The sequence below is a fragment of the Alcaligenes sp. LTN-3 genome, from assembly GCF_059735605.1.
In genome coordinates this window covers 302,620-320,074 of sequence record NZ_JCAPDN010000003.1, presented here as the reverse complement: position 1 = coordinate 320,074, position 17,455 = coordinate 302,620, and the positions used below count along the sequence as shown (strand labels likewise).

15 protein-coding genes and 4 tRNA genes are annotated in these 17,455 nt (G+C 50.0%); 2 read left to right on the top strand and 17 right to left on the bottom strand.

The features are described from left to right. Positions 1 to 52 precede the first annotated feature (52 nt). The 15 genes from rplL to mnmG all read right to left on the bottom strand — a co-directional run bounded on the left by rplL (position 53) and on the right by mnmG (position 10,145). Positions 53 to 430 carry a 50S ribosomal protein L7/L12 gene (rplL, locus tag AC6I6N_RS14390; RefSeq protein ID WP_003800851.1) on the bottom strand — a complete coding sequence of 126 codons (378 nt, stop codon included), beginning with the start codon at positions 428 to 430 and terminating at the stop codon, positions 53 to 55. 79 nt (positions 431 to 509) lie between these two features. Continuing rightward, positions 510 to 1,034 carry a 50S ribosomal protein L10 gene (gene rplJ, locus AC6I6N_RS14385; RefSeq protein WP_094198189.1) on the bottom strand — a complete coding sequence of 175 codons (525 nt, stop codon included), beginning with the start codon at positions 1,032 to 1,034 and terminating at the stop codon, positions 510 to 512. Between the two features lie 233 nt (positions 1,035 to 1,267). Next, positions 1,268 to 1,963: a 50S ribosomal protein L1 gene (rplA, locus tag AC6I6N_RS14380; protein WP_094198190.1), complete on the bottom strand. Its 696-nt coding sequence runs from the start codon at positions 1,961 to 1,963 to the stop codon at positions 1,268 to 1,270. 3 nt (positions 1,964 to 1,966) lie between these two features. After that, on the bottom strand, positions 1,967 to 2,401 hold the full coding sequence (rplK, locus tag AC6I6N_RS14375; protein WP_003800842.1) for a 50S ribosomal protein L11: 435 nt from the start codon (positions 2,399 to 2,401) through the stop codon (positions 1,967 to 1,969). Positions 2,402 to 2,468: 67 nt separating this feature from the next. Then, positions 2,469 to 3,002, bottom strand: a complete 534-nt coding sequence (nusG, locus tag AC6I6N_RS14370; RefSeq protein ID WP_003800839.1) for a transcription termination/antitermination protein NusG — start codon at positions 3,000 to 3,002, stop codon at positions 2,469 to 2,471. Positions 3,003 to 3,011: 9 nt separating this feature from the next. Then, positions 3,012 to 3,392, bottom strand: a complete 381-nt coding sequence (secE, locus tag AC6I6N_RS14365) for a preprotein translocase subunit SecE (protein WP_094198191.1) — start codon at positions 3,390 to 3,392, stop codon at positions 3,012 to 3,014. Between the two features lie 45 nt (positions 3,393 to 3,437). Continuing rightward, a tRNA-Trp gene (locus AC6I6N_RS14360) sits at positions 3,438 to 3,513 on the bottom strand. A gap of 95 nt (positions 3,514 to 3,608) precedes the next feature. Beyond that, positions 3,609 to 4,799, bottom strand: a complete 1,191-nt coding sequence (gene tuf / locus AC6I6N_RS14355) for an elongation factor Tu (protein ID WP_094198179.1) — start codon at positions 4,797 to 4,799, stop codon at positions 3,609 to 3,611. Positions 4,800 to 4,842: 43 nt separating this feature from the next. Next, positions 4,843 to 4,917 (bottom strand) — tRNA-Thr (locus AC6I6N_RS14350). 38 nt (positions 4,918 to 4,955) lie between these two features. Beyond that, positions 4,956 to 5,029, bottom strand: a tRNA-Gly gene (locus AC6I6N_RS14345). A gap of 56 nt (positions 5,030 to 5,085) precedes the next feature. Further along, a tRNA-Tyr gene (locus AC6I6N_RS14340) sits at positions 5,086 to 5,172 on the bottom strand. A gap of 602 nt (positions 5,173 to 5,774) precedes the next feature. Further along, the gene (locus AC6I6N_RS14335; RefSeq protein WP_108726977.1) at positions 5,775 to 6,713 is read right to left on the bottom strand and encodes a ParB/RepB/Spo0J family partition protein; all 939 of its coding nucleotides are present in this window, start codon (positions 6,711 to 6,713) and stop codon (positions 5,775 to 5,777) included. A gap of 29 nt (positions 6,714 to 6,742) precedes the next feature. Then, entirely contained in the window at positions 6,743 to 7,558 is an 816-nt protein-coding gene (locus tag AC6I6N_RS14330) for a ParA family protein (protein WP_094198194.1), read from the bottom strand. Between the two features lie 2 nt (positions 7,559 to 7,560). Then, complete coding sequence (gene rsmG / locus AC6I6N_RS14325; RefSeq protein ID WP_427954998.1) at positions 7,561 to 8,232, bottom strand: 16S rRNA (guanine(527)-N(7))-methyltransferase RsmG; 672 nt, start codon at positions 8,230 to 8,232, stop codon at positions 7,561 to 7,563. Further along, complete coding sequence (gene mnmG / locus AC6I6N_RS14320) at positions 8,229 to 10,145, bottom strand: tRNA uridine-5-carboxymethylaminomethyl(34) synthesis enzyme MnmG (protein ID WP_497943589.1); 1,917 nt, start codon at positions 10,143 to 10,145, stop codon at positions 8,229 to 8,231. Before mnmG ends, rsmG begins: the two co-directional genes overlap by 4 nt. A gap of 855 nt (positions 10,146 to 11,000) precedes the next feature. On the opposite strand from mnmG, the gene AC6I6N_RS14315 reads away from it, so the two are divergent. After that, a complete protein-coding gene (locus AC6I6N_RS14315) occupies positions 11,001 to 12,170 on the top strand; it encodes a methionine aminotransferase (protein WP_230019554.1) in 1,170 nt (389 codons plus the stop codon). Positions 12,171 to 12,713: 543 nt separating this feature from the next. Here AC6I6N_RS14315 and AC6I6N_RS14310 read toward each other — a convergent pair. Both AC6I6N_RS14310 and AC6I6N_RS14305 read right to left on the bottom strand, forming a co-directional pair. Then, positions 12,714 to 13,016: a hypothetical protein gene (locus tag AC6I6N_RS14310; protein WP_429646660.1), complete on the bottom strand. Its 303-nt coding sequence runs from the start codon at positions 13,014 to 13,016 to the stop codon at positions 12,714 to 12,716. A 395-nt stretch (positions 13,017 to 13,411) separates the two neighbouring features. Further along, positions 13,412 to 14,470 carry a metallophosphoesterase gene (locus AC6I6N_RS14305; RefSeq protein ID WP_094198198.1) on the bottom strand — a complete coding sequence of 353 codons (1,059 nt, stop codon included), beginning with the start codon at positions 14,468 to 14,470 and terminating at the stop codon, positions 13,412 to 13,414. 1,451 nt (positions 14,471 to 15,921) lie between these two features. On the opposite strand from AC6I6N_RS14305, the gene AC6I6N_RS14300 reads away from it, so the two are divergent. Then, positions 15,922 to 17,289, top strand: a complete 1,368-nt coding sequence (locus AC6I6N_RS14300) for a diguanylate cyclase (protein ID WP_094198199.1) — start codon at positions 15,922 to 15,924, stop codon at positions 17,287 to 17,289. Positions 17,290 to 17,455 lie beyond the last annotated feature (166 nt).

Genomic DNA, 17,455 nt, shown 5'->3' with positions numbered 1-17,455 from the left:
CGCAAAAGCCCGGGAAGGCTTGAAACGCATTCCCGGGCATCTATCGATACTCTTACTTGAGCTCGATCTTGGCGCCAGCTTCTTCCAGCTTCTTCTGAGCGTCTTCAGCATCAGCTTTGGACAGGCCTTCTTTAACAGCCTTAGGAGCACCGTCAACCAGATCTTTGGCTTCTTTCAGGCCCAGACCGGTGATTTCGCGCACGACTTTAATGACGCTAACTTTGTTTGCGCCAACGTCAGCCAGGAACACGGTGAATTCGGTTTGCTCTTCAGCGGCAGCAGCAGCGCCACCAGCAGCAGGAGCTGCAACAGCAACAGCGGCGGCAGCAGCCGACACACCGAATTTTTCTTCCATTTCTTTGATCAGCTCGGACAGTTCGAGCACGGACATTGCGCCGATGGCGTCAAGGATTTCAGCTTTAGTAGCCATTTTTAAGAACTCCAGATATTAGGTAAATGCCAGGTTTGGTTGTCGTTCGCAACGACGAAGTTTCCTGAAGGAAAACTGCTTACGCAGCTTCTTTCTGATCGCGCACAGCCGCCAGGCCGCGAACAAACTTGGTGGGAACTTCGTTAAGCGTACGCACAAAAGTAGCGATAGGTGCTTGCATGGTGCCCAGCAGTTTCGCCAGCAGTTCGTCGCGCGAGGGCATTGTGGCCAGAGCCTTAACACCATCAGCATTCAGAACGCTATTGGGCAGCGCACCGCCCATAATGACCAATTTGTCATTGGTCTTGGCAAAATCTGCAACGACTTTCGCCGCAGCCACGGGATCTTCACTGATGGCGTACATCAGAGGACCCACGAGCTGGCTGGAGATACCGTCAAACGAGGTACCTTCCAACGAACGACGAACCAGCGTGTTTTTCATAACACGCAGGTAGACGCCAGACTCACGCGCTTTTTTGCGCAATACGGTAGCAGAAGCGACGTCCAGACCACGGTACTCGGCGATAATGATCGATTGGGCCTTTGCCAGTTCGGCAGTGACTTCTTCGATGACTACCGCTTTCTCTTCACGATTGAGACTCACGGTTGAACACTCCTTCAAACGATGTCGGGAAGGCTTCCCAACATCAACCGAATGCGGCGCACCTGGACGAGTTCTATTACGAATTCTTCCACGGGCGCCGTCTACGTTGGATGGAGCGTTTTGCCCCGATTAAGCATTTAGGTGACTAGTCAGCCCAACTGCTCCAACGGTCTTTGACAGCAGTGATCCTGTAAACAGGATCGCAGCCCAAAGTTCTTTTTTCTAACTGTTGATTAAACAGTCAGAGATGCAATTTCAACACGTGCACCGCCACCCATGGTGGAGGACACGGCAACCTTGCGCAGGTAAACACCCTTGGCAGCAGCTGGACGAGCCTTGTTCAAGGCGTCAACCAGGGCGACCAGGTTGGTTTGCAGCTGTTCAACGTCGAACGAAGCGCGACCAATGGTGCTGTGAATGATACCGGCCTTATCGGTACGGTATTGAACTTGACCAGCCTTGGCGTTTTTAACAGCCGTAGCAACGTCAGGAGTCACAGTACCGACCTTGGGGTTTGGCATCAGGCCACGAGGACCCAGAACCTGACCCAGGGTACCGACAACACGCATGGTGTCGGGCGAAGCGATCACAACGTCAAAGTCCATTTGACCGGCTTTGATTTGCTCAGCCAGATCGTCCAGACCAACGATGTCAGCACCTGCTTCGCGAGCGGCGTCGGCTTTTTCGCCTTGAGCGAAAACGGCAACACGCACGGATTTACCGGTACCAGCAGGCAGAACCACCGAGCCACGGACCAGTTGGTCGGACTTACGGGGATCGATGCCCAGCTGAACGGCGATATCGATGGATTCGTCGAACTTGGCAGTGGCAGTGTCTTTCACCAGGGCCAAAGCTTCGGCCACAGGGTAGAACTTGTTGCGGTCGATCTTGGCAGCAATAGCGGCTGCGCGTTTGCTTACTTTAGCCATGACTTACACCACCCCTTCAACGTTGATGCCCATGCTGCGAGCGCTACCAGCGATGGTACGCACAGCGGCGTCCAGATCGGCGGCGGTCAGGTCGGGTTGTTTGGTCTTGGCGATTTCTTCAGCCTGAGCGCGAGTCAGTGTACCGACTTTGTCCGCGTTAGGACGTGCAGAACCGGATTTGATACCAGCAGCCTTTTTGATCAGGATGGTTGCTGGAGGAGTCTTCATGATGAACGTGAAGCTCTTGTCAGCAAAAGCGGTGATCACCACAGGAATTGGCAGACCGGGTTCCAGACCCTGTGTCTGGGCGTTGAACGCCTTGCAGAATTCCATGATGTTCAGACCGCGCTGACCCAGCGCTGGACCGATTGGAGGGGATGGGTTTGCCTTACCAGCTGGGACTTGCAGCTTGATAAAGCCGACGATTTTCTTCGCCATGCTTAGCTCCTTGCGGGTGATGACGCCTGACACAGACTGCGCCAGGCTTCCCGGGGGTTGTAATTAATCAGGTCTTTTCGACTTGATCGAAATCGAGTTCAACAGGGGTAGCGCGGCCGAAAATAGTAACGGTGACACGAACCTTGTTTTTCTCGTAGTTAACTTCTTCGACGTTACCGTTGAAGTCTGCGAACGGGCCGTCCTTGACGCGCACCAGTTCACCCACTTCAAACAACACTTTGTGCCGTGGCTTTTCAACGCCCTCTTCCATTTGCGACAGGATTTTTTCCACTTCGCGCTCGGAGATGGGAGCGGGACGGTTACCGGAACCGCCCAAAAAGCCGGTGACGCGCGGCGTACTTTTTACCAAATGCCAGGTTTCGTCAGTCAAAGCCATCTCGACCAAAACGTAACCGGGGTAAATACGTCGCTCTGTAATTGATTTCTTGCCGTTTTTTACTTCAACGACTTCTTCCGATGGAACCAGAATGCGACCAAACGCTTCTTGGAGTTCAGCGCGTTCAATGCGCTCCACCAGAGCTTTGTGCACGCTTTTTTCCATGCCGGAATAAACGTGAACCACATACCAGCGTTTGCTCATGTGTGCCCTTTATTTCCAGCCCAGCAACAGGCCATAAATGATCCAGCCGAGCCCTTTGTCAATCAGCCACAACAAGATGGCCATAACGGCAACAAACACAAAGACAATACCTGTCATTTGTGTTGCTTCTTTACGGGATGGCCAGTGAACGCGACGCACTTCCGTATAAGCATCACGAGAAAAAGCGACCAGGCGACGGCCTGTATCGCTAAACCAGACGATTAATACGGCGACGATTAAGCTGGCAACAAATACCCCAGCGCGAACCAGTGAATTTTGACCATCCAGAACGGAATAGCCAACAATACCGGCGGCGACGACTAGGACCGCTAGGCCCAGCTTGATGCGCTCGGAACCTCGGTTAACGGTTTCTACGTTGGTATTCGACATATTCCGACGAGTGACGCCACGCGAGGTGGTGGCGAGTGACTGTGGTGGCAGGGGCAGAAGGAATCGAACCCTCAACCTTCGGTTTTGGAGACCGACGCTCTGCCAATTGAGCTATACCCCTATACCGCGACAAACCATAGCGCGCTAAATGCTATGTTTGGCTTTTAGGCAAAAGAGGATATTAACCTCTTTCGCCTAAAATTACTACTCTTTTTTTTACTTGATGATTTTTGCCACCACGCCAGCGCCAACGGTACGGCCGCCTTCGCGAATAGCGAAGCGCAGACCTTCTTCCATGGCGATAGGAGCGATCAGGGACACTTTCATCGAAATGTTGTCGCCTGGCAGAACCATTTCTTTGTCTTCTGGCAGCTCGATGGTGCCGGTCACGTCAGTTGTACGGAAGTAGAACTGAGGACGGTAGCCCTTGAAGAAAGGCGTGTGACGACCACCTTCTTCTTTGGACAGAATGTACACCTCGGCGTCAAAGTCCGTGTGTGGCTTGATCGAACCGGGCTTGGCCAGAACCTGACCACGTTCCACGTCTTCACGCTTGGTACCGCGCAGCAGCAAACCAACGTTATCGCCAGCTTCGCCTTGGTCCAGCAGTTTGCGGAACATTTCAACGCCGGTACAAATGGTCTTGACCGTGTCTTTGATACCCACGATTTCGATTTCTTCGCCGACTTTGATGATGCCGCGCTCAATACGACCGGTCACAACCGTACCACGGCCGGAGATCGAGAACACGTCTTCAACAGGCATCAAGAAAGTACCGTCAACGGCACGCTCTGGCGTAGGAATGTAGTTGTCCAGCGCATCGGCCAGAGCCAGAACGGCTTGGCTGCCCAATGGGCCTTCGTCGCCTTCCAGAGCCAGTTTGGCCGAACCCTTGATGATCGGGGTGTCGTCGCCTGGGAAGTCGTACTTGGACAACAGCTCGCGAACTTCCATTTCAACCAGTTCGATCAGCTCTTCGTCATCAACCATGTCGGCCTTGTTCAGGAACACGATGATGTAAGGAACGCCAACCTGACGGCTCAGCAGAATGTGCTCGCGAGTCTGGGGCATTGGACCGTCAGCGGCCGAGCAAACCAAGATCGCGCCGTCCATCTGGGCAGCACCCGTAATCATGTTCTTGACGTAGTCAGCGTGGCCGGGGCAGTCAACGTGTGCGTAGTGACGGTTAGGCGTCTCGTACTCAACGTGCGAGGTGCTGATGGTGATACCACGTGCTTTTTCTTCAGGGGCGTTGTCGATCTGCGAGTAATCGCGTGCTTCGCCGCCGTATGCCTTGGACAGAACCGTGCAGATTGCAGCGGTCAGAGTGGTTTTACCGTGGTCAACGTGACCGATAGTACCGACGTTGACGTGCGGTTTAGTCCGTTCAAACTTGCCTTTAGCCATGGCAGACTCCTGAAGGGATAGAACGATAGAGAGAAGAGAGATGTGGTGCCCATGACGCGGATCGAACGCGTGACCTCTCCCTTACCAAGGGAGTGCTCTACCACTGAGCCACATGGGCATTCAACTTCAGCCCAGAATGGCCAAAGATTTTAAACCTGGAGCGGGTGAAGGGGATCGAACCCTCGTCTTAAGCTTGGAAGGCTTCTGCTCTACCATTGAGCTACACCCGCAGACTTTTCTTCACCCTCTCCTAAAGCCGCCTTGCTGGCTGACTTTAGAAAAGTGCTGGTGGTGGGAGTTGGATTCGAACCAACGTAGGCGCAGGGCCAACAGATTTACAGTCTGCCTCCTTTAACCACTCGGACATCCCACCCGAAGCGAAAATCGAATTATGGGCATGTTTTGCGAAGTCGTCAAGTCTTTTACGAATAAAACCGAATAATTCGATGAAAATCTAAAAAAAAACTGATTTTGACCGGTTTCCTTACTGGTTTTGCCACTGTTTTGGGGCGCCGGGGATACCGTTTTTGAGCGCATTCAAAACCTGACAAACAGGGCGAAATGCGGGTAAACACATAGATTTTTTCTTGTTTTCAGGGCTTATTTTTGTAAGCAAAAGATACGACATCAGGTTTTCCGCCTTTAATCCGGCTTTCAGGCATCTTCCCTACTCTTTCCTTCTCCTCCTTAAGGTCCTTATCTTGCTGTTTTCTACTGGCTGGAGCACAAGCAAGCAATCTGAATAATCATGCAACCATGAGCAGTCCCGCAAACAAGGTTGGATTGTCCAACAGCTTTAGGAAGGGGAAATCCATCATTTCAGAAGTTTTTCTAATCCATCTCCTTCTTGCCGCTTCTTTTTTACAGGAAGCTGCGGACCATTAACAAAACGCGGCTCATAACAACGAAAAAGCCGACCTGTGGTCGGCTCTTTCAATGGCAATCGCATTGTTTGTAGCTTAATGCGGGCCTGGCTTAATCGTTCGTTTGCTCCAGCAGGGATGACAAGCCCTGCTTTTCCAACAAGGCGTTCAGATGCTCCCAGCCATGAAACGCGATCTGCAGCTGACCTTTATCCTTGGCCCCCACCTTCAAGGTCACTTTGGTCCCCAAGTGGTCAGACAACACTTTTTCAAAGCGCTGTACGTCCCCATTGCGACTGGCCTTGTTCTGAGCCTGTTTGTTGGCAGGTTCGTCATCCTCATGCAGGGCACGGGCAACCAGTTTCTCGGTTTCTCGTACCGACAGACGGCGGGCAATCACTTCGTTGGCCAGCATGATCTGACGAGCAGCGTCCATAGCCAGCAAGGCACGGGCGTGCCCCATATCGATGTCCCCGGCCAGCAGCATAATCTGCACAGGCTCTGCCAGGTTAATCAGACGCAGCAGGTTGCTGGTGGTCGAGCGCGAACGGCCAATAGCCTGAGCAGCCTGCTCGTGGGTCAGCCCGAACTCGTCCAGCAGACGTTTGACGCCTTGTGCCTCTTCCAGCGGATTCAGATCTTCACGCTGAATGTTCTCAATCAAAGCCATGATGGCGGCATTTTCGTCGCCAACTTCGCGCACCAGGACGGGGACTTCTTCCAGACCTGCAATTTGCGACGCGCGGAAACGACGCTCACCAGCGATGATCTCGTACTTGCCTTTATCCTTACCCGACAAGGGACGCACCAAAATTGGCTGCATCACACCTTGGGCGCGAATGGACTCGGCCAGCTCATTCAAGGCTCCCTCGTCCATTCGAGTGCGCGGCTGATATACCCCTGCCTTCAGCAGCTTAACGGGCAGGTTGGAAGGCGGGCCATCGCTTACCGCCGCTTCGCCCTTTTTCCCTATAGTTGCGATAGCGCCTGTGTCTGCGCCGAGCAAGGCATCCAAGCCTCGACCTAGACCTTTTGGTTTTCGTGTAGCCATGCTTACATTCCTATTGATTCTTGTGTGCCTTATGCCTTATCGCTGCGGGAGTCTTTCTTCAAGCGCTTGATCAGCTCTTTGCCAAAGTCCATATAGGCCTTGGCACCCCGGGAGTTCTTGTCATAGACAATACCTGGCATACCGTGACTTGGCGCTTCAGCCAAACGCACATTACGTGGCACCACCGTCTTGAATACCTTATCGCCAAAATGGGTCTCGATCTGATTGGAGACTTGCTGCTGCAAGGTGACACGACCATCAAACATCACCCGCAGCAAACCAATCAACTGCAGATCCGGATTGATATTGCGATAGACCCGTTTAACCGTATTGACCAGATCCGAGAGCCCTTCCAGAGCAAAGTACTCGCACTGCATGGGGATGATGACCCCATGCGCGCTAGCCAGGCCATTGAGCGTTAACAGCGACAAGGTAGGTGGGCAGTCGATCAGCACAAAATCGTAATCGTCCAGCACCTGTGCCAGAGCCTGTTTAAGTTGTTGCTCGCGCTCTTGCATCTGGATCAGGTCGATTTCCGCGCCCGACAACTCCCTATTGGAAGGCAAGACGTCATAACCACCTGTTTCTGAATGTATCTTTACATTAGCAATGCTTTCATCGCCAATCAGTACTTGGTACAAATTGCCAGACAGGTTGTTCTTATCAATACCGCTACCCATAGTGGCATTGCCCTGGGGATCCAGATCAATCAACAAAACTTTTTTCTTCAGTACCGCAAGTGCAGCGGCCAAATTGATCGCGGTGGTTGTCTTGCCTACCCCACCCTTTTGGTTCGCAATACAGAACACATAGGCACGGGGAGATTTTTCGTCGTTTTTACTCATGATTATCCTTGCTGCACCAACCACACTAGACAACGCTGTGCCTCTAGCTCCGGTACGGTTAATGATTCTATTCGTTCGACTTGCCAGTTACTTTCCGATTGCAATGCGGCTATTTCCAAGTCAGGCTCTTTACCCTTCATAGCTGCAATGCGCCCACCTGGTCGAACATGCCTGCCTGCCAAATTCACGAAATCAAGCAGCGAAGAAAAAGCTCGGGAAACCACAATATCTGCCTGCATGGGTTCCTGCTGCTCTACACGCACATGCATTGCCGACAAATTAGGCAAGGCCAAAGCCCCCACCATTTGTTGAACAAATGCCATTTTTTTCTCAACAGCATCAATGCAAGTAATGTTCCACGTGGAACATGCTGCTGCCAAAACAACACCCGGCAAACCAGCCCCTGACCCTACATCCACAATCCGAACCGATTCTTGAGCCGATTGATTGTGGCCGGCCAGGTAATTATGAAACGGGCGCACAATAGACAGGCTATCAAAAATATGTTGCACCAGCATTTGATCTGGGTCACGCAGGGCAGTCAGATTATAGGTACGGTTCCAGCGCTGCAACTGATTAATATAATCCAGTAGCTTGCGCACCAAGGCAGGATCCTGATCCAGACCCAAATCCAGCAGGGCCTGATTCAGGCGTTTTGAAAAAATGTCGCTCATACCGTTTGTTTGTTTTTTTGCTTGCGCTTCAGGTGAACCAGCAATAAAGACACCGCCGCAGGTGTCACACCCTGAACACGTCCGGCCTGGCCAATGGTCAAAGGCTTTGCAGCCTTCAAACGCTGCCGCACTTCAATCGACAATCCCTTGATATCGTCGTAATCCAAATCTTCCGGAATGCCCTGCTCTTCCAGCGCTGCCTGACGAGTCACCTCGTCCTGTTGACGCGCCACATAGCCTGCATACTTCACTTGGATTTCAACCTGTTCAACATACACCGGATCGTCCAGACCGGGGCCTGCTACGGGGGCACCTTGATCATTGAGTACAGCCATTAGCTTTGCATAGTCCACTTCGGGACGCTTGAGCAAATCGAAGAAAGAGTATTCCCGTTCGATATTTTTGCCTAACAGTGCATTGGCCTGGTCAGCGGGCAAGCTACGAGGGTTCACCCAGGTGCCCTTCAAGCGCTCAATTTCACGTGCGACAGCATCGCGCTTACGGTTGAATTGATCCCAGCGGACATCATCCACCAGCCCCAATTCGCGACCCATTTCCGTCAGTCGCTGGTCGGCATTATCTTCCCGCAGGCTTAAACGATACTCCGCGCGAGAGGTAAACATGCGGTACGGCTCGGTCACCCCACGGGTAATCAAATCGTCTACCAACACACCCAGGTAAGCCTCGTTACGGCGTGGGTACCACTGTTCTTTACCTTGCGCCAAACGGGCGGCATTCACCCCAGCCAACAAGCCCTGTGCGGCTGCTTCTTCGTAACCCGTCGTGCCATTAATCTGGCCGGCAAAGAACAAGCCACGAATTTGTTTGGTTTCCAAAGTAGGATACAGAGATCGGGGATCGAAATAATCGTACTCAATCGCGTAGCCGGGACGCATGATACGGGCATTTTCCAAGCCAGGCAGACTGCGCACCATTGCTAATTGGATATCGAAAGGCAGACTGGTGGAGACACCATTAGGGTAAATCTCAGTCGTGCTCAAGCCTTCAGGCTCCAGAAACACTTGGTGGCTGCTCTTGTCTGCAAAGCGATGAATCTTGTCTTCAATCGATGGGCAGTAACGTGGGCCAATACCCTCGATGGTGCCCTGGTCGCTATACATGGGCGAGCGATCCAGGCCCGAGCGAATAATATCGTGGGTACGCTCATTGGTGTGCGTAATCCAGCAAGGCATCTGCTGGGGATGCATGGAAACATCACCCATATAGGAAAACACCGGAATCGGATCACTATCGCCTGGCTGAACTTCCAGACGAGAAAAATCGATTGTGTTGGCATCAATGCGTGGAGGGGTCCCTGTCTTCAATCGCCCTTGTGGCAATTGCAGTTCCCGCAGGCGGTGGGCCAAACTGATGGAGGGGGGATCCCCGGCCCGGCCTGCCGAGTAATTATTCAGACCTACGTGGACCAAGCCATTCAAAAAGGTACCTGCCGTCAGAACCACGGATTTGGCTTTGAACTCCAAACCAATCTTGGTGACAGCCCCTACCACCCGATCACCTTCCACAATCAAGTCTTCGACCGACTGCTGGAACACCATCAAGTTGGGCTGATTCTGCAGAACCTCGCGGATAGCTTTGCGATACAAAGAGCGGTCTGCCTGTGCACGCGTTGCACGCACGGCTGGCCCTTTGGAGCTATTCAGGGTGCGGAATTGAATACCAGCATGGTCGGTGGCCAAAGCCATCGCCCCGCCCAGCGCATCCACTTCTTTAACCAAATGCCCCTTGCCAATCCCCCCAATAGAAGGGTTGCAGGACATCTGCCCCAAGGTATCCATATTATGGGTTAACAATAAGGTAGACACACCGGTTCGAGCTGCCGCTAAAGCCGCTTCGGTACCAGCATGTCCGCCGCCTATGACAATAACGTCAAACTCTTCGGGATAAATCATGTCAGAACAGCTAAAAAATAAAAATCAATTATACGATTACCAGCACTGGATGTTCCACGTGAAACACATGAAACCAATATCTGTTCCACGTGGAACACAGTTTTTTGCGTAAATACCACTGTGGATAACTTTGTGGAGAAACAGACCGTTTTTTATCCCCAGGTCCGACTACGGCGCGTGGGTTATGCTTTCAAAGGTTTTTTTTGACCATAACACGCCCAGGAGCGAAGCTATAAAAGGCGCGCTTATCACCCTTAAACCCCATAAAAGTAGCTATCTAAGCGGCTACCCTCCAGCAAGTGGGTAAAGGCAATCCAAGTAGAGAGCAAAATTGTGGATAACAGAACAATCAAAAAAACACTGCCAGATAAATAGGAGCACAGCGCAACAGTCAGGTGACAAGGGAATTTGCGCTGAGAAGGAGAAGGGATAGCTCCCAATTTGCCAATCTGACTACTTTGTCTGCAGACAAAATCAATTAACAAAAAGAGATCCTTCAGACAAGACCAGGCTTGTGGGCGAGACCAGGCAGTGCTTTAAAAATGCCGTTTTATCTCCGGTCTGTCTGAGAATATGAAGCTTGATTAGACGCTCAGGTTTAAGACACAGGTCTATCAGAAAAATTCCTGCAGTCACAACGGGGCTGCCAGACACACCAGAAAAACAAAGTTCGGACTGTATATAGGGAACAGCTATATCGATGTAAGAAACTGTCCTGAACCCAGGGTTCCACGATCAACGGAAAAGCGTGGAATCTATGGTATTTTCGTCAAGAATTTATCTGATACTACGCCGCCCAACTTTTGCTCAAATCTGAAGCACGGGTGCATTTTTATTATTCCTATCCGTTGACCCATGCAGATCACATCCAAGCTCCCTTCTGTGGGCACCACTATCTTTACTACCATGAGCCAATTGGCCCTGGAGTACAAAGCGATCAACCTCGGACAAGGCTTTCCAGACTTCAATCCAGATCCGGCTCTGATTGAGGCCGTACACCAAGCCATGCTCGATGGTATTAACCAATATCCCGCCATGGCTGGCTACCCTGCCCTGCGGGCAGCTATTGCCAACAAGACACTCGCTCGGTATGGCCACTGTTATAACGTGGATACGGAGATTACCGTTACCAGTGGCGCGACCGAGGCCTTGATGGCCAGTTTTCAAGCCTTTGTGCATGCAGGCGATGAAGTCATTGTCATCGAGCCCTTCTATGACTTGTATATCCCCGCCATCGAGCTAGCAGGAGGTATTCCTGTTACCGTGCCCATGACAGCGCCTAGCGAGTCTGTACCTTACTACCGCGTGGATTGGGAGCGTGTGGAAAAAGCCATCACCAACAAGACTCGCATGCTGGTGATTAACTTTCCGCACAATCCGACCTGTACCCTATTGCAGCCCCAGGACCTGGATGCGTTGGAACAGATTGTAGAAAAGCATCCTTTGATCATCTTGTCCGATGAAGTCTATGAACATCTGACCTTCGATCAGAAAGAACATTTAAGTCTGGCTACCCGTCCCCGTCTGGCGGAACGAGCAGTGATCGTTTCTTCCTTTGGCAAGACCTTCCACGCTACAGGTTGGAAAGTAGGCTATTGCTGTGCTCCAGCCATTCTCAGCACGGAAATCCGTAAGGTCCATCAATACACTGTCTTTACCGTTCCCAGCCCTTTACAGGCCGGTTTGGCCGCTTATATGCAGGATCCTGCTACCTGGGAGCGCCTACCTGCTTTCTACCAGGAAAAGCGCGATCATTTGCACCAAGGTCTGCAAAACACCCGCTTCACACCTATGCCCAGTGAAGGGACTTTTTTCCTATTGGCCAGCTATGAAAATATTTCGGAGCTGTCCGAGTTGGATTTTGCCAAGTACCTGAACCAGAACTACGGAGTAGGCGCGATTCCTGTCTCAGCCTTTTATCTGGAACCCAATTCTGCACAGGCTAACCATCGTTTACTGCGTTTTTGCTTTGCCAAGCAGCACAACACCTTAGATCAGGCTATTGAACGCTTAAAAAAGGTCTAGAGCCTCTCTTCATCTTGTTTTTCAAACCGCCTATCGGCGGTTTTTTTTGCCGCCGGGCCGCCCCAAGGCAAAAAGCTCCCCTTGGGGGGCAGCAAGCGCGAAGGCGCAGCGTGGGGTTTTTTGTTCCCGATTTTTGTGGACAAGTACGACAGCGCTAATCTGTCCTTTCGCAGCCAGAAAAGACGGATCGCTGCACTGCAAAACATCGCAAGCGTTTTGAGACCCAAAACATGGAACACGGACCACAAAACCCGTGTTTTGCACCCCACAAAGCGTCAAAGGTGAAACAAGCAATTCAGTCTTCAAGAGTCATCCTGTTGATAACTTTGGGGGTAAACCTGATTTTTTGCCCAGTTATCACTTCTTTTCTTTTGATAAAAACAAGCACAAGCCAACGCTACAGCTTCTGCGCTTCAGTCCCCACCATCAGCAAAGAAAACGACTTCAACATTAAAATAAAGAAAAATAGAGATATAAAACAAGGACTTATTACAAAACTACGTACTTTTCACTTACTGTCTATCTGTGAAAATACACAGTTCATCAAGCCCTTTCCAACAACGTAAGACGAGTGTGAGCATCAACACACGCCTTACCCACAAAATGTGGATAAGTCAAAAATTCAAACAAGATTGGCCTAGTACAAGCTCCAGGCGCAGCAATCCCTGAAACCATAGTCAATACTTGGCCAAACAAGTCTTCCAGATAGAACTCCCCTCTTTTGCTATCAGACTCTTTATTTGAGTTTTTCTCATACTGACGGAAACCCCAGTGACTTGATAGCAAAGTCGACCTTGCTTGATGCTGAAAATGAATTTTCAACTTCTGCGGTTCAAATTCCTGCATGCAAAAGTCGCATAAGCCAGCTTCGAGCAAGATCGTGATTTTTGTTCATGGACTGCATCTTAGTCGAGAACTTTTGGCTTGCAAAGGGTTGGGGCCTGGCCTGCAAGGAGTTGAACTTATCTTATATAACAAGCACTTAAATCTTTTATTAGAATTAATGGATGGAGGCCTGTTGATAAGTCGAACAAGTGTCTTTAACAACGATAAAACAAGAACTTAGACCTTTTTTTTCCGGGGATAGATCTAACGCTTACCGGTGGATGGTTTAGGTACAACTTTTAGACTTCACAAAGAAGCACCTACTTATGCCTTATGTATCCACACCCTGTTCACAATGCCCTTCCTAGAGCTTATCCACAGAAAAGAAAATTGTAACAGCGAGCAGAAAAGTGAATTTAGCGGGTTGGATACGTAAAACCGGTGTCCGTCATGATGATTTTCTCAGGCCAACGCAAAGCGGCCAGGTGAAAGGCGGAGTCTTCGGGCTCCTGATCTTTACGGCGATCACGCCAGCGAGCCCCAACGGAAAAATCCACGCAAAATGTGTTTTTCTTCGCTCCGTGCCAGGAAAAAGGATCTATATCCTTGAATAACAAGGAGTATTTAGACATTTTCGCTGTCGGCTGAGGAAAAAGCTGGCGCCAATAATGACCAAAAATCACCGGAATATCGTCCTGATAACTGTCCCACCAAGGGGTACGGTCGGAAAAACGCCATCGGTTACCCGCAAAAAAGGGACGATTTGCCGGTCCTTCAGTCCCGGAAGTGAGCAAACGGATGGGGTTGAAGTCATTTTTGATCAAATCGTAGTCAATGTAGGCCTGCAATAACGGCACCAACGCCTCTGGATCTTCGATTTTTTCTTTCCATTCCTGTTTTGCAGCTAGATATTTATCCAGAATTCCTTCTTTTTCTGCATAAGTATCTGCTTTACGCTCGCATTCGAAGAAAAAATCAAGAAAATTTTCGCTTTTAACCGATCGAATAGCATCAATTGCTGAATTATTCCAGGCGGCATGCACAATTCTGAGGTCGTTTCTTTCTAATACGATAGGTAATGAGCTTAAAAATTTTTTAATTTCATCTTTATTCTTTGGTTTTACACGCGTAAATGGCGAGTAATTTTTTAAATCTGACTGATATCGTTGGTCAAAATACCAACCTGATCCATCTTTTGCATCGTCTATCAGCAGATTGATTTCATGATTACCTAATATTCCTTTTGCTTTATTTTTATTTATCAAGAACTTAAGGTATTCAATGACTGCCGGACTGTTTGGACCTCGATCACAATAATCTCCCACGAATATCAGACTACGTTGCTCTGGATGAGAGCCATTTTCTTGGTAGCCCAAATTTTGGATCAGTTGTTGCAAGGCCTGAAGTTCTCCATGTACATCGCCGATGATGTCTAAAGAACCTGAAGGTAAGGGCTGTACAAGAAAGTTGGGCATGGGTGAAGATATCTTTATTTAATAATAACTATATATATAACTGGTAATGGATAATGGGTGTCTGTGGATAAGTCGCATAGATGAAAATTTACCTTTAATTTCAGTGACTTATTGAACATTTTTGCCTGTGTACCACCTTGATGGAGTCGGTGGACCAAAACTGGACAAATTTTGAGGTCTACAAAGATAGGTGACTTATCCCCCTTTCATCCACAGCACGTCCACAACAGGCCTTCTTGGAGCTTATCCACAGGGCTTCAAGGCTAGTCGTGGCCTTAAATATAGCTTTTTTGCCCAATCCTTGACTGATTTTCTGGCTGGATCCCCCCTTCAGGGAGCGTCTGGGTGAGCTGAGGTCGGTGTTTGTACCCGTACCCTGTTTGAGCAAGAATTAAGCCTTTATAATATCCACAAACTATTCACTTTCTTATTAACGGTTATTTTTAATAGATTCCATATTTCCATTTTTGGCTTAATCTATTTTGTTAATAAAATTGTGGATTTCTTTGTTATACAAGCCTGTGGATAAGTTGGTCTATCACGACCGTTATTGGTTTCTCTGGCCCAAACAAACCCCTATCTTTGTGATTCAATATATTGGTTTTGTTTTTCACCCTAGTTTTTATTTTTATCTACAGGAAATAAAAAATTAGCAGTCCGATTTATTGTTTTTAATTGTTAGTTGGATTTTTTTCTTGCTATTCGTCTTTCCTTTATATAGACAGTTTTTTTGTTGATTAATATTTTTTTAAAAAAAAGAAATTAATAAATAATTTGAATCTGTTTATCCCTGTCCTCCAGCTATTTTCTTTGATTATCAGTTGATTTCTTTCTTCGCTTTGTAGATAAATAAAAGAATGGCTTGGAGCAGAGCAATAAACATTGAATGATCAGGTTTAACGGTGGAACCTATCTGCCGGCCCGACCCGACCCGACCCGAACCGGCGTGCTGTGGCCAGCTATGGGCATGTAGATCTGGATGTTTTCTCAGTATTGGATATAAACCCAGATTCTGTCTCGGCCTGCTTCAGCTTCTTTAGCCTGGGCATGCTTGATCGACCGTTCTCAGCCTGGATGCCGAGCGTGGCTTTTTGGCGATAGCGGGTAATTTGTTTAGTCAGCTATCTGCTTTGATAGGACAATCTGCTCACCGTGGAACTTCCAGGGCATTGGGGCGACAAAGCCTTGAGTTTGAAGCACAGATCGCCGCCACAGTGAGGCAAAACAGGGGCTTGCTTGAGTGCATAGACACTATGCTGCTGTCGTGGCGGGTGGTATCACCCACTTATCTTTAAGGGGTATGTTTTTTCCTTGGCAATAGCAAGGGTATTCTCCTGCTAGCCTGTGGCTTGTATCGCTATAAGAAATAGCGCGAAACCTCCCCTCATGTAACAATTGCCGCCAAGGCTGTTTAATCCTTAAGTATCGTCTCGCTACTCACCCCGTACTTCATGTCTCAACCGAATATCGAAGAAGCCGCTCAGGATTGGCATGGCTTGCTCCAGAAAGTGCCCCTGGCAGTCCGTGCTCATGTGCTGACTATCACTCAAGATAACCAGGACGAGCTTGCGACCCACTTTTATACGCATATGCTCAAGCATCCTGCTGCGCAGGTGTATCTGTCACATGAACAGGTGCACAAGCGTTTGCATCGTTCCTTGCGCAGTTGGTTGGTTCAGCTGTTTTCGGTAGATGAGCACAGTGATATGCAGGACCAGGTCAGGCTGCAAAATCAGGTTGGCGAGGTCCACGCACGGGTGGGGGTACCTGTTCATCTGGTGCTGCGCGGCGCACGCTTGCTCAAGGGGCGTTATGCCCGCTTTTTGTTTGAGTCCTCGACTGTCAGCTCTGAGCAAGCGTGGGAGTGCTTTCGTTACGTTCAGAGCTTTATTGACTTGGCGATGGAGCTGATGAGCCATGCCTATGCCAATTCTCGTGAGCGTAAATCCCGTGCTGAAGAGTCTTATCGCCTGTTTGCCATTGTGCAGAACGCGGCGGCCGAGCGTGGGCGACAGCGTGCCGCACTGCTGGATTGGGAAAATCTCTTTATGTTTGCGATGGCGGTCAACAATGGCGTGACGCCTGCCCCGCGAATTGGAGATTCGGACTTCGGTATTTGGTTCAAACATAAGGGCGCTCATGCGTTTCAGGGCACGGTAGAGAGCCGTGAGATCCTGGATCTGATGAACCTGATTGATACCGAGTTGATGCCCGCGTTCGAACAAGGGGACACGAAAGGACAGATTTCGCGCTTGCATGAGCTGCGTGATCGAACCCGGGCGATTGGTTTGCACCTGGATCGCTTGTTTGAGCAGCAAAACGAGCTGGAGTCTGGCCGGGACGTGTTGACCCGCCTGTTAAGCCGCAAATACCTACCTGTAGTGCTTAGCCGTGAAGTGGGCTATGCCCAGCAGCGGGGGTCGCGTTTTGCGCTGCTGGCCGTGGATATAGACTTTTTCAAACGTGTCAATGATACCTACGGACATGATGCGGGCGACCGCATCTTGCGTCAGTTTGCCGAGCTGCTCAGCAATAGTGCTCGTGCCGGTGATTATGTATTCCGTCTTGGCGGCGAGGAGTTCCTCCTGGTATTGGTCGATGTGGATGGGGATGGAGCGGTGCGTGCTGCCCGCAACTTGCGTCTTCGCATTCATGCGGAAACCTTCCGGGTTGTGGATGGGGAGAGCATGAATATCACTGCCAGTATTGGCGTGGCCCTGTACGATGGCCACCCGGATTACGAGCGTACGTTGCGCCGGGTTGACCGCGCCTTGTATCAAGCCAAAGAAGAAGGCCGCGATCGGGTTGTGTACATTTGACCGGGCACGCTTGCCCACCCTTTTATGTCGTATGGCAGCAACCTGTGCTACAAGTGCGTATTGTTCTGTTCTTGCCAGTGTTTGCCGCCTGATTTCTGACTGTGTGTGGCCTGTGAAGTGCTTGTCCCGGGCCGGATGTGGTGCGATAAACACAATTACATTGAAT

Excerpts from the sequence above, each read along its gene's own strand:
- rplL (WP_003800851.1), bottom strand. The coding sequence starts at position 430 with ATGGCTACTAAAGCTGAAATCCTTGACGCCATCGGCGCAATGTCCGTG.
- rplA (WP_094198190.1), bottom strand. The coding sequence starts at position 1,963 with ATGGCTAAAGTAAGCAAACGCGCAGCCGCTATTGCTGCCAAGATCGAC.
- rplK (WP_003800842.1), bottom strand. The coding sequence starts at position 2,401 with ATGGCGAAGAAAATCGTCGGCTTTATCAAGCTGCAAGTCCCAGCTGGT.
- nusG (WP_003800839.1), bottom strand. The coding sequence starts at position 3,002 with ATGAGCAAACGCTGGTATGTGGTTCACGTTTATTCCGGCATGGAAAAA.
- secE (WP_094198191.1), bottom strand. The coding sequence starts at position 3,392 with ATGTCGAATACCAACGTAGAAACCGTTAACCGAGGTTCCGAGCGCATC.
- tuf (WP_094198179.1), bottom strand. The coding sequence starts at position 4,799 with ATGGCTAAAGGCAAGTTTGAACGGACTAAACCGCACGTCAACGTCGGT.
- AC6I6N_RS14335 (WP_108726977.1), bottom strand. The coding sequence starts at position 6,713 with ATGGCTACACGAAAACCAAAAGGTCTAGGTCGAGGCTTGGATGCCTTG.
- AC6I6N_RS14330 (WP_094198194.1), bottom strand. The coding sequence starts at position 7,558 with ATGAGTAAAAACGACGAAAAATCTCCCCGTGCCTATGTGTTCTGTATT.
- rsmG (WP_427954998.1), bottom strand. The coding sequence starts at position 8,232 with ATGAGCGACATTTTTTCAAAACGCCTGAATCAGGCCCTGCTGGATTTG.
- mnmG (WP_497943589.1), bottom strand. The coding sequence starts at position 10,145 with ATGATTTATCCCGAAGAGTTTGACGTTATTGTCATAGGCGGCGGACAT.
- AC6I6N_RS14315 (WP_230019554.1), top strand. The coding sequence starts at position 11,001 with ATGCAGATCACATCCAAGCTCCCTTCTGTGGGCACCACTATCTTTACT.
- AC6I6N_RS14310 (WP_429646660.1), bottom strand. The coding sequence starts at position 13,016 with ATGCAGGAATTTGAACCGCAGAAGTTGAAAATTCATTTTCAGCATCAA.
- AC6I6N_RS14305 (WP_094198198.1), bottom strand. The coding sequence starts at position 14,470 with ATGCCCAACTTTCTTGTACAGCCCTTACCTTCAGGTTCTTTAGACATC.
- AC6I6N_RS14300 (WP_094198199.1), top strand. The coding sequence starts at position 15,922 with ATGTCTCAACCGAATATCGAAGAAGCCGCTCAGGATTGGCATGGCTTG.